Genomic DNA, 11726 nt, shown 5'->3' with positions numbered 1-11726 from the left:
ACGAAGAGAGGGGTGCACGATGACCGAGTTCCACACCGAGATCACCCAGCGCGCCGCCCGCGCAGCACAGTCCCTGCGCACAGCCCAGGAGTCCGGCGACGACTACCTCGCCACCGTCCGTGAAGCCGAGCTCGAGAGCCTGGCCCGCCTCGCGGACGAGCACGGCCTGCGCATCCCCGAGCTCACCAACTACAGCGCAGCCTGACCAGCTGTCAGGCCCTCCAGGGCACTCCGGGGGCTAGCCGCCGGTGACCTCGGAGCCGGCCAGCTCGGTCGCGCGCAGCACCACCTCGTGCAGCTCGGTATGCAGCGTGGCCGCCGCCGCGACCACCATCCCCTCGCTGGGTGGTTCGGAGCCGAGGCCGGAGAACACGCCTCCGGCCTCGGTGAGCACCAGCCACGCCGCGGCCATGTCCCACGGGTTGAGCCCCCGCTCGTAGTAGCCGTCCAGGCCCCCCGCGGCGACCGAGCAGATGTCGAGCGCGGCACTCCCGATCCGGCGGATGTCGCGGATCTGCGGCAGGACCTCGAGCAGCACGCGGGCCTGCCAGTCGCGACGCAACGGGTCGTAGCCGAAACCCGTGCCGACGAGGGCGTGACCGAGCTGGGGCGGGTTCCCGATCTCCAGCCGGGTCCCCGTCGAGTCCCCGACGCGCAGCCACGACCCCGCGCCGACCCGGGCGTGGAACAGCTCATTTGTCACCGGGTTGACGACAGCCCCGGCCACCGGTCGCCACGCCCCCGGCGTGGTCGGGTCACCGACGACGGCGGCCACGGACACGGCATACGAAGGAATGCCGTAGAGGTAGTTGACCGTGCCGTCGATGGGGTCGACCACCCAGGTGATCTCCGAGCGGCCATCGGTGCCGCCCTCCTCCTCGCCGAGGAAACCGTCCTGGGGCCGGGCGTCGTGCAGCCGGGAGCGCAACAGGTCCTGAGCCCGCTGGTCCATGATCGTGACGACGTCGGTGGCTGTGCTCTTGGTCTTGGCGACGCTGAGGTTGGCGGGACGTTCGTCGACGACGAGTCGCCCCGCCTCCAGGCACACCTCGACGGCAAGGCGCTCGAGGGCCTCGAGGATCGCGGCGTCCGGTGCGTGGAGGCCCATGGTCAGTCCCGCCCGCACAGGGCCGGCCTGGGGTCGCGCAGGTTGGGGCAGCACCCCGGGGCACAGGTGGACGGCATCGCCTCGCGACCGGGCCACACGGGTGTCGCCGGCTCCTCGCCGCGCGCCTGGGCGGCTCTCTCCAGGACGAGGTCGACCAGTCCTGACACGAACTCCGCATCGACACCCACCGTGGGCACACGCACGAGGCGCAGCCCGAGCCGCTGCGCCGTGGCGGCAGCCTCGGTGTCGAGGTCGTAGACGACCTCCATGTGGTCGGAGACGAAGCCGATGGGCGCCACCACCACCACGGTGGCCCCGTCCTGTGCCAGCTCCTCGAGGCGGTCGTTGACGTCCGGCTCGAGCCAGGGCTGCGTCGGGGGGCCTGATCGGGAGCAGAAGACGAGCTCCCCGGTGAGGTCGGTGTCGAGGGTCGCGTTGACCTCGTCGGCGATGGCGGCCCCGAGGGCGAGGTGCTGTCGGCTGTAGGCGTTGCCCTCGGAGTCACCTGGTCCGGAGGTGTCGTCCATCGCAGTTGGGATCGAGTGGGTGACGAACAGCAACCGGATCCCGGCAGCCGGCGTTCCGTCGCGCAGGACAGCGCGCACTGCCTCGGTGACCAGCCGGGTGTTCGCGCGGGCGAAGCCCGGGTGGTTGGAGTAGGGGCGGACCTTGTCCAGCTCGATCGTCATGCCTAGGTCGGCCACCGTCTGCTGCGCGGCAGCCAGGTCCTCGCGGTACTGCCGGCAGGACGAGTAGGACGAGTAGGCACTGGTGACGACGGTGACCAGGCGCCGCAGGCCCTGGTCGTGCGCCTGCGCCAGTGCCTCTGCCGTGAAGGGGGTGAAGTTGCGGTTGCCCCAGACGATCGGGGTGTCGATCTCGCGCCGGTCCAGCTCGGCGCGCAACGCGGCCAGCAGCGCTCGGTTCTGGTCGTTGATGGGGCTGCGGCCGCCGAAGCCGTAGTAGTGCTCCCCGACCTCCTCGAGCCGCTCGTCCGGGATGTTCTTGCCTGCGGTCACCGTTCGCAGGAACGGCAGCACGTCCTCGGGCTTCTCCGGTCCACCGAAGGACAGCAGGAGGATGCCGTCGTAGGGCTCGAGGGGTCCTGGGTCAGTGGTCACGTCAGGCAGCCGTTCATGTGTGGTCTCCAGTGCGAAGGGGCTTGGGGGCGTGGACGTCGAGGACGACCGCCACCATCCGCATACCGAAGACGAGGGCGACACACCCCCAGATGACGAACGGGTTGATGGCGTCGAAGTGGTGGGCCGTGACGATGAGGACCGAGCCGAGCAGGGCCGGCAGCGCGTACATCTCGCGACGCAGCACCTCCGGCACCTGGCCGGCCAGCACGTCGCGGACGATGCCCCCGCCCACCGCGGTGATGCCTCCGACGAAGACGGAGGTGAGCGGGTCCATTCCCGCACCCAGCGCCTTGAGCGAGCCGCCGATGGCGAACACCGCCAGTCCGGCTGCGTCGAGCACCCGGACGAAGCGCGAGATCCGTTCCACGCCCGGGTGGTAGAGGAACGTCACGAGCCCGGCGACCAGCGCGGACGTGAGGAGTCGCCAGTCAGAGATGCCCACCGGCGGCAGCGCGCCGATGAGGATGTCGCGCATGACGCCGCCCCCGAGGGCTGCGGCACCGGCCAGGACGAGCACGCCGAAGAGGTCGAGGCGCTTCTTCACCGCCACCAGGCCGCCGGACAGCGCGAAGGCGAACACCCCGACGAGGTCGAGTGCCAGTTGGAGGTGTGCGTCGAAGGTCAGCATCGCGAGGTCAAAACTACCGTTGCGGCGTGGGCGCTTTCGCCTCGACCTCGGGGATGGCAGAGTCAGCAGCACGGTGCCCGATCCACGAGCGAGGGCGATACGGGAGACCACGCCGATACTGGAGACGATGGCAATGCGGGATTTGCGGCTGATCGGAGTGCAGGATGACGGCCAGCACCTGTTGCTGTCCGACTCCGAGGGGGAACACTTCCGTGTCCAGCTCGACGAACCACTGCGCGCAGCTGCTCGTCGCGACCGGCCTCGGCTGGGTCAGCTGCAGATCGAGATCGACGGAGGCATGCGTCCCCGCGAGGTCCAGGCACTGATCCGAGGTGGCCTGTCGGCCGAGGAGGTCGCGGGACGGTCCGGCTGGCCGGTCGAGAAGGTGCGCCGCTACGAGGGCCCGATCCTGGCCGAACGTGAGTACGTCGCCGGCTTGGCCCGCGCCGTGCGACTGCGCGGGCGCAGCGCGAGCGGTGCCAGTGCACCGACCCTGTCCGCCCGGGTGAGCCAGCGGCTGTCCGGACGAGGGGTCGACCCCGGCGCGGCGGAGTGGGACGCGGCTCGCAGCACCGAAGGCGACTGGACCGTCATCCTCACCTTTCCCGCCGGTGGCCGCGAGCGGCAGGCCCGCTGGTCCTTCGACGTGCCGGCGCGTACCGTCGCGGCCGTTGACGACGAGGCCCGTTGGCTCAGCGAGGAGGACGCCTCCGGGACCACCTCCCCGCTCCCGGCTCCCCACCTCGTGTCCGCACCGGTCCGCACGACGACCGTCTACGACGTCGAGGCCGAAGGCGGCGTCGGGTCGGCCCGCCACCCGGCCCCCCGCGGTGGGTCGTCCTCCTCCACCGACGAACCGCTGGACCTGATGTCGGCCATGCGTGAGCGTGCCTCGCACCGTGGCCGGCCCCGTCGACGGAAGAACCCCCCGACCCACACCCCCGTCGACGATGCACCCCGCCACGACGCCCTCCCCCTCGAGGACCTCGCCTACGACCCGGAGTCGATGCCGCCGCCGCCGGGAGCCAAGGGTCCGCACCCCCTCGACGACCCGGACAGCGCGATCGGCGACGACGTGCTGCCGGCTGTCGTCCCGTCGGAGGCGGACAGGGGGCCCGAGCTGGGCGAGGGGCCCGAAGCGAACGCGCGCGGCGACCTGGACGTCGACGCCGAGCCCGAGGTCGAGGCACCGCGTGAGCGCGCCGAGGCACACCATGACCATGACCACGACCAGGACCAGGACGAAGCGCGGGAGGACCGGGCACCCCGCAAGGCAGCCGCCGGGGCTGCCGGGGCCTCCAAGAGGCCCGCTCGCCGCAGCGTCCCCAGCTGGGACGACGTCATGTTCGGGGCCAAGCCGCGCGACTGAGGGCGTGGTCCGGGAACAGCGTTCAGCCCTGCGGGAGCGGCACTCAGCCCTGCGGGACCGGGCAGACGTCGAGGTCGAACGGCAGGACGTCGGGTGAGGCCGCAGCCGCACGGGCGGCGGCCGAGTTCATCCGGCGCATGAAGTGGCGGCGGCAGAGCACCTCGTACTCGACGAGGGTCTCGCTGCCGGGCTTGGTGTCGCCGACGACGACCTGCTCGCCCTCGACCACCATCACGCCGTCCACCACGCGGGCGTTGTGGGTGGCACGACGGCCGCACCAGCACAGGGCCTGCACCTGGAGCACCTGGACCTGGTCGGCGAGCTCGATCATCCTGCGCGACCCCGGGAACAGCTGGGTGCGGAAGTCGGCCGTGATGCCGAAGGCGAACACGTCGATGCCCATCTCGTCGACGAGCTTCGCGAGCTGCTCGACCTGCGCAGGGGTGTAGAACTGCACCTCGTCGCAGATGAGGTAGTCGACGCGCAGCCCGCTCGTGGCCTGCTCGACCACCGCATCCCAGAAGTCGAGGTCGTCACTGACCTCGTGGGCGGCCGTGGACAGCCCGAGCCGCGAGGACAGCACGTCCGTCCCGGCGCGGTCGAGCTTGGTGTAGATCAGGCCGGACCTGCCGCGGGCCTGGTGGTTGTGGTCCATCTGGAGGGCAAGGGTCGACTTGCCGCAGTCCATGGTCCCGGAGAAGAAGACGAGCTCAGCCACGAGAGGACACCTTAGGCGTTGTCGCGCGCTGCGACATGGAACAACGGCACGGCGGACTCCTCGGGCGTCAGCGAGCCGTGCAGCCCGAGCAGCGCCAGGAGCTGTGGCCTGGCGCGACGCGAGTCGACGATGGCGAAGTTGTCCCGCATCGCCACGACCAGGTCGCCGATGCGTGGCCGGTTCACGTCGCTGACCGGCCCGAACCAGCCCTCTCGGGTTGCCTCCTCGCGCGTCCGGATCCAGGCGCGCTCCCCCACCCGGGCCGCCCAGGTCTGGGCGACGTCAGCGGCCGCCCCGTCCTCGCAGTAGAGCTGGAGGGCGCGTGGCTCGCCACCCACGTGCCGGATGCCGGCGGCCAGCTCTTCGTCGTGCGCCAGGTCGATCCGGAGGGCGTGGGGGGCGTCCACCATGCCGTGGTCCGCGGTGATGTACACGGCCGTGTCGCTGGGCACCGATCGCACCAGCCGACCGAGCTCGGCGTCGATGGCCTCCAGCTCGTCACCCCATTCCCAGGACTGGCAGCCGAACACGTGGCCGACCTTGTCGAGCTCGCCCCAGTAGAGGTACACCAGCCCACGGGCGCTGGAGCGCACGGCTTCGAGCGAGGCGTCCACACGGTCCGCGAGCGTGTCAGCCGCTCGAAACCTCCCGCCGCGCAACGCCGCTCGCGTCAGGCCCGAACCGTCGAAGAAGCCCGGCCCGACCCGGGTGACCGACACCCCGGCCGCCTCGGCGACCTCGAACACGGTCTCCTGTGGCTGCCACGTGAGCGGGTCGGGACCGTCCTCCCAGGAGAGCTCGTTGACCAGCCGGTCCTCACCGGGCACCAGGACTTCGTACCCGAGCAGCCCGTGCGACCCCGGGGGCAGGCCGGTGCCGAACGTCCCCATCGACGTCGCCGTCGTGGCCGGGAAGCCGGCCGTGATGCGGTATGCCGCGGGCAGCAGCGAGCGCAGGAAGGGAGCGTGTCCGCCGCGTCGCCTGATCAGCTCGTAGCCGAGGCCGTCGACGAGGACGACGATTGCGCGACGCGCCTCCGGCAGCGCGAGGTGGGCCTGGTCGGCATACCTGCGGACACCGAGGCTCGCGGCAACGGCGGGCAGCACACCGGCCAGCCCGGACTCGTCGTAGTGGGGTGGGAGCAGTCCCGCGTGTGGCATCGGCTAGGGCATCGCCTTGGGCCGGACCTCGGGAGGGAGGGGCACGTCAGCTGCCGATGCTCGCCGACAGCTCCCGGGCGAAGCTGAGGGCCTGCTGCAGGGCCGGCTCGCCCTCGGCGTCGGCGCTGATCCGCAGCGAGATGTCGTCGGAGGCGACGCTGCCCTCATAGCCGTGGTCGGCCTCGCAGTCCGGGTCGGCGCAGGTGGCCGGCATCAGGTCGATGCGGCTCACGGCGCCCCAACCCAGCGTGAGCGTGATCTCACGGCCCAGGGATCCGGGCTGGTACTCCTGGGGGCGGGCCACCACGTGGGTGATCATCACCCCGCGCACGGCCGACAACGGGACACTCTCGGTCGTGGCCGTGGCGACGTCCTCGTGGCCCGGGCGTTCGTCGGTGTGGTCGTCTGCGTGCGCGATCACCAGCCTCGAGGTGGTGAGGGCGAGCACGGTGATGTGGCGACGAACCACGTCGTGGTCGAACGTCGTCTCCTGGTGGACCAGGTGGGACACCACCTCCTCGCCACCCAGGGCAGCGTGGACGACGTCCGCCACCAGGGCCGGGTAGTAGCCGGCCCGCTCGATCGCCCGCGTGAGGTCGACGGGTAGCGGTGCCGGCGGTACGGAAGCGCCGTTGGAGGCGGCGCCCTGTGCAGCGGCACCCGGTGAGGCGGCGCTCTGTGAGCCGGCATTCTGGGGTGAGGTGGAGCCCATGGGTGCCATCTTGCCCTAGGGAGGCGCACCGCGCTCCGGCCAGGTCGCGAGTCAGCCTGTCTAGGTGAGGGTGCGACGCCCCGGGTCCTTGCGGCGCGGGGTCGGTGCCACGGTGACCTCGGCGTCGAGCACGTCGACGCCCCCGACCTGCGCATTGACGGGGTTCAGGACGAGGCTGGACACCTCGGGCAGGTTGTCAGCGAGCACCGACACGCGAGCGATGAGGTCGGCCAGGGCGGCGCGGTGCACGGGGGCGGCACCGCGGTGGCCGTGCAGCATCGGTGAGGCCTTGACCGACGAGATCAGGTCGGACACGTCCACGTCGGTCAGCGGCGGGATGCGATGACCGATGTCCCCTAGCAGCTCGGTCGGCGGACCGGCGATGCTGAACGAGACGACCGGACCGAACAACGGGTCCTCGTCGGTCCGAACCACGCACGACACGCCAGGCGTGGCCATCCGTTGCACGACGAAGGAGTTGGCCGACATCGGGGCCAGCCGCTCGTTGAGCCCGTCGAAGGCCTCGCGCAGCTGCGCCTCGGTGCGAAGGTCGACCCGGATACCGCTCAGTCCCGGCGAGTGGCGCATGAGCGGTGCGACCGACTTGATGACGACCGGATAGCCGATCAACCCCGCCGCGGCGACGGCATCGTCGACCGTGCGAGCGGGCACGCTGCCCCACACCTCGATCCCGTAGGCGGCCAGGAGCTCGGTGACCTCCTGGAGGGTGAGCCGTCGGCCTTCGGGTGACTCTTCGAGGATGCGTTCGACGAGGAGCTCTGCGGCCTCGCGGTCGATACCCGCCGGACTGACCGCTACGCCGCGGTCGCGTGCCCGCCACTCGGCATACCTCGTCGCGGCGGCGAGGGCGCGGACGGCGTCCTCGGGCATCGCGTAGGCGGGTACGACTGTGGGCCGCCCGTCAATGGCGTTGCCGGACAGTCTCTCGAGAACACCGCGCATGCCGAGAAACGTTGCCAGACAGGGCTTTTCGTTCTTCATTGATGCGTCGCGAACCGCCGTGGCAACGTCCTCGTCGGGAGTCACCAGCGGTGGGATGAAGCAGGTGAGGACGCTGTCGACCTCCGGGTCGGCGAACGCATCGGCGAGAGCCTCCGCGAACTGCTCGCCACGGGCCTCGCTCGGCAACGACACCGGGCCGTGGGCGACGTCGAGCCCCCAGCTGATGCAGGCCTCTGCGGTCAGCGCCCCGAGGGCATCGGAGTTGCCGACGATGGCCACCCGGTTGCCTCGCGGCAGCGGTTGGTGGGCGACGAGCTGGGCCACGTCGAACATCTGGTGGACGTTCTCCACCCGGATCACCCCCGCTTGGCGCAGCATCGCGTCGAAGGCCTCGGGGCGGACCCTCGTCGAGCCGGCCCGATGCCCGGGCGGGACGCCGTAGGACGAGACGCCGGACTTCACCACGATGACCGGCTTGGTCGAGGCCAGCCGCCGGGCGATGCGGGAGAACTTGCGCGGGTTGCCCATCGACTCGAGGTACAGGCCCACCACGTCCGTGCTCTGGTCGTCGATCCAGTACTGCATGAAGTCGTTGCCCGAGACGTCGACCCGGTTGCCGGCGGAGGCGAACACCGAGATGCCGAGCCCTCGGCGGGCGGCGGAGGCGAGGACCGCGATCCCGAGGGCACCGCTCTGGGCGAACAGTCCCAACCGACCGGATGGCGGCAGCTCGGGAGCCAGCGAGGCGTTGAGCCGGACCGCCGGGTCGTTGTTGATCACGCCGAACGAGTTGGGTCCCAGCACCCGCATGCCCGACTCCCGGGCAGCGGCCAGGAGCTGGGACTGCAGCTCCTCCCCCTGCGGGCCGGACTCGGCGAACCCGGCACTGACGACCAGCAGGGTCTTGACCCCCGCCTCGGCGCAGTCGGCGACGACGTCGAGCACCTCCCCGGCAGGAACGGCGACGATCGCGAGGTCGACCTCGTCCGGGATGTCGGACACCCGCGCGTGGGCGGGGAGCCCGAGGACCTCCATCGCCTCGCGGTTGACGGCGTGGACGACGCCGTTGAAGCCGGCCGACATCAGGTTGGTGAGGATGTGGTGACCGATCGAGTCGGACCGGCGGCTGGCCCCGACCACGGCGATGGAGTCGGGGAACAGCGCCGAGCGCATGCTCACCGACTCGGCCCGGTGCTCGCGCGAGAGCCGGACGGCCTCGGAGCGTTCGGTGGGCTGGATCTTGAAGGTCAGGGAGACGACACCGTCCGCGAAGTGGCGGCTGACCTCGTAGCCGGCATCCGAGAACACCGAGATCATCTTGCGGTTCTGCGGCAGCACCTCGGCGGTGAACTCCTCAACCCCTGCCTCCCAGGCGATGACTGCGAGGTGCTCGAGCAGCACCGAGCCGATCCCCTTGCCCTGGTAGAGATCGGAGATGTTGAAGGCCACCTCGGCGCTTGTCGGGGTGATCCGGTCGTAGCGGCCGATGCCGATGATCTCGCCACGGACGGTGGCCACCAGGGCCACGCGGTCGTGGTAGTCGACGTTGGTGAACCGGGTGACGTCGCGGTCACTGAGCTGGCGCAGCGGCGCGAAGAAGCGCATGTAGATCGACTCGTCGGACTGGCCGGCGTGGAACCGGTGGACGGCGTCGACGTCGCTCGGGGTGATCGGCCGCAGGTGGGCCACGGACCCGTCCCGCAGGACGACGTCGGCCTCCCACTCTGCCGGATAGCCGGCTGGAAGCGCCGAGGCCTCACTCATGGCGAAAGCATGTCATGCCGTGGATGGGCCATGACGGGGCGGACCGAACTCGCGGTTACCTGCGCAGGGAGACGGTCTCGAAGGTCGCGCCCGAGTTGCCGCTCTTCCAGTACTCCAGCCCGCCCGTGATGGCGTAGACCAGGCCACCACCTGCCGCTCCGGCCCACGTGGGTGACCCCACTGTGCCGAGCCTGACAGGAGTCCAGGTCACGCCGCCGTCTCCGCTGGTGAGCAGGGAGGTGGACTCGTCCGCCACTCCGGCGCTGGAGGGCAGTCCCTGGCGAACCGCCACGAGGTGCGTGGCATCGGTCGCGGTCAGCCAGATGCCGGCCATGGACGGTCGCCCCAGACCGGGGGCCGGGCGGGTGCTCCAGGTGGCACCGTGGTCGCCGGAGACAGCGAGGGCATACTCCTCCGCCGGCTTCATGGCCGAAGGGCAGACGCCGAGGAGCGTGCCCGGGGTGTTGGCCGTTGCGAAGACCCACAGTCCTTGGGCGTCGGCACACCCCTTCGGCAACGGCAGCACTCCGAGGTTCCCGGTGAGACGCATCGCCCGACCGGTCACCGTCGGGGTGGTCGTGGTGACGTTGTAGTAGGCGTCGGACCCGTCCATCGTGATCCATGCGTTCTCCCCGGCCACCGGCATCCCGGAGAACTGCACCGGCACCGTGCCGGTCGTCCCGATGGACCCGGTGCGCGGCTGGAGGCCCACGCAGCCACGCGGGTCGGTGACGGCGCCGTGCTGACAGGATCGGGCGGTGACCATCCAGACCTGCGTGCCGTCCGTCTCCAGCGAGAGGACAGTGCGGCCGCGGACGTCGACGTCGGTCCAGCTGCGGCCACCGTCAGCGGTGCGCAGGGTCTTGCTGCCGTAGACGTAGCCCACCCTGTCGTTGGCGAACCGGATCCCGACCAGCTGGTTGGCGCGATCGGGGGTGGTCCGCGCACCGGGTGTCGTGAGCGTCTCGAAGGAGGCCCGGGTCGTCCACGTGGCCCCGTCGTCGTCGGAAGCGATGACGGCGGTGCACTCACCCTTGGGACAGGTCGCCGATCCCAGGGCGTAGAGGTGCTTGCCGCCGGCATTGGACATCGACACGATGCCGAACGACTTCGGGGCAGGCTGGGAGGTCGGGCCGACCGGCGTGCTGGGGGCGCCGGACGACCCCTGCGACGGCGGCGGCACCACGACCGACGGCCGCACGGTCTCGGAGACCGTGACGGTCGACACGGGCGAGGTGCTGCTGGCGGTGTCGGCTGCCTGGTCGGTGCCCGGTCCTCGTCCCGTGCCCCAGACGACACCACCGACCAGGACGACTGCGGCGGCACCCGCGAGGTAGGGCATCAGGTGGCGACGGCGGGGCCGGGAGGCCTCGACGACGATCGCCTCCCAGCGGTCGGTCCCCGCAGGCAGCTCCCGGATGTCGGCGCGCTCCCGTGCGAAGAAGTCCGCGACGGGGTCGCGCTGCTCCCCGGCGCCGGGCAGGTCGGACAGGTCGGGGCTCATCGAATCTCTCCCAGCATCTTCGCCATCCGCTGGCGCGCGTCGAACAGGTCTCGCTTGATCGTTCCCTCGGACTTGTCGAGCTGCCGGGCCACGGTGGCCACGGGCAGGTCGGCGAAGTAGTGCAGCATCACGGCCACCCGCAGCCGGTCCGGCAGTGCCTCGACGGCATCCCGGACGGTCAGCCTGGTGGCGTGGTCGGCGTCGGTCGTGAAGTCGTCGCGACCAGCCTCGTGACGTTGGTAGGCGACGGCCTCGCGCCCCCGCTTGCGCCAGTGGTCGCGCACCAGGTTGGCAGTGACGGTGTAGAGCCAGGGCCTCGGGTCGTCCACCCGGTCGAACTCACGGAACAGCTTGAGGAAGGCCTCGGTCGCCAGGTCGTGGGCCAGGTCGGTGTCGCCGACCAGCTTGGCGGTCCACCCGGCGAGGCGTGCGTAGTGCACGTCGTAGATCTCACGAACGGACGCTTCCACGTCCACGCGGTCTCGCGCCGGCACTGCCACCCCTCCCGTGAGTGCCACCGCGGCCATGGTCGTCATGCCTCGTGGACGCCGCAGGACGGCCCCGGGTTGGCAGTGCTCGGGCGGTGGGTTCGTCGGCCAGTCTTGCAGCCGCCTGTGCGGGTCCCCCGACCGCCACGGCGGATCCCCACGACAGGATG

General features: G+C 71.0%; 11 protein-coding genes. 2 read left to right on the top strand and 9 right to left on the bottom strand.

The genetic code is table 11. The annotated features are described in order from the left end of the window. Window positions 1-19: 19 nt before the first annotated feature. On the top strand, window positions 20-205 hold the full coding sequence (locus AC1DS4_RS13355) for a hypothetical protein (RefSeq protein WP_477613157.1): 186 nt from the start codon (window positions 20-22) through the stop codon (window positions 203-205). Window positions 206-238: 33 nt separating this feature from the next. Here the strand turns inward: AC1DS4_RS13355 and AC1DS4_RS13350 are convergent, their stop codons facing one another. The 3 genes from AC1DS4_RS13350 to AC1DS4_RS13340 are packed head-to-tail and all read right to left on the bottom strand — an operon-like array spanning window position 239 to window position 2878. Then, window positions 239-1108, bottom strand: coding sequence for an inositol monophosphatase family protein (locus AC1DS4_RS13350; RefSeq protein ID WP_477632273.1), 870 nt, complete (start codon window positions 1106-1108; stop codon window positions 239-241). A gap of 2 nt (window positions 1109-1110) precedes the next feature. Continuing rightward, window positions 1111-2238 carry a ferrochelatase gene (locus AC1DS4_RS13345; protein WP_477613431.1) on the bottom strand — a complete coding sequence of 376 codons (1128 nt, stop codon included), beginning with the start codon at window positions 2236-2238 and terminating at the stop codon, window positions 1111-1113. 4 nt (window positions 2239-2242) lie between these two features. Next, window positions 2243-2878, bottom strand: a complete 636-nt coding sequence (locus AC1DS4_RS13340) for a trimeric intracellular cation channel family protein (RefSeq protein WP_477613159.1) — start codon at window positions 2876-2878, stop codon at window positions 2243-2245. 127 nt (window positions 2879-3005) lie between these two features. Here AC1DS4_RS13340 and sepH point away from each other — a divergent pair, with 127 nt between their 5' ends. After that, on the top strand, window positions 3006-4247 hold the full coding sequence (gene sepH, locus AC1DS4_RS13335) for a septation protein SepH (protein ID WP_477613160.1): 1242 nt from the start codon (window positions 3006-3008) through the stop codon (window positions 4245-4247). 43 nt (window positions 4248-4290) lie between these two features. Here the strand turns inward: sepH and AC1DS4_RS13330 are convergent, their stop codons facing one another. Genes AC1DS4_RS13330 through AC1DS4_RS13305 form a run of 6 tightly spaced genes read right to left on the bottom strand, consistent with a single transcriptional unit; the run spans window position 4291 to window position 11604 of the window. Next, window positions 4291-4965 (bottom strand): thymidine kinase, encoded by a 675-nt coding sequence (locus tag AC1DS4_RS13330; protein WP_477613161.1) that lies wholly within the window; start codon window positions 4963-4965, stop codon window positions 4291-4293. A gap of 11 nt (window positions 4966-4976) precedes the next feature. Further along, entirely contained in the window at window positions 4977-6125 is a 1149-nt protein-coding gene (locus AC1DS4_RS13325; RefSeq protein WP_477613162.1) for an alkaline phosphatase family protein, read from the bottom strand. 46 nt (window positions 6126-6171) lie between these two features. Further along, complete coding sequence (locus AC1DS4_RS13320; protein ID WP_477613163.1) at window positions 6172-6837, bottom strand: DUF5998 family protein; 666 nt, start codon at window positions 6835-6837, stop codon at window positions 6172-6174. Between the two features lie 60 nt (window positions 6838-6897). Continuing rightward, window positions 6898-9564, bottom strand: a complete 2667-nt coding sequence (locus AC1DS4_RS13315; RefSeq protein ID WP_477613164.1) for a bifunctional acetate--CoA ligase family protein/GNAT family N-acetyltransferase — start codon at window positions 9562-9564, stop codon at window positions 6898-6900. A 55-nt stretch (window positions 9565-9619) separates the two neighbouring features. Continuing rightward, the gene (locus AC1DS4_RS13310; RefSeq protein ID WP_477632274.1) at window positions 9620-11068 is read right to left on the bottom strand and encodes a beta propeller repeat protein; all 1449 of its coding nucleotides are present in this window, start codon (window positions 11066-11068) and stop codon (window positions 9620-9622) included. Beyond that, window positions 11065-11604, bottom strand: coding sequence for an RNA polymerase sigma factor (locus AC1DS4_RS13305; RefSeq protein ID WP_477613166.1), 540 nt, complete (start codon window positions 11602-11604; stop codon window positions 11065-11067). Before AC1DS4_RS13305 ends, AC1DS4_RS13310 begins: the two co-directional genes overlap by 4 nt. Between the last annotated feature and the right edge of the window lie 122 nt (window positions 11605-11726).

It is taken from the genome of Pedococcus sp. P3_C7 (assembly GCF_056402615.1).
The sequence above is the reverse complement of the archived record's forward strand: the minus strand, read 5'-3'. Positions and strand labels throughout refer to the sequence as shown.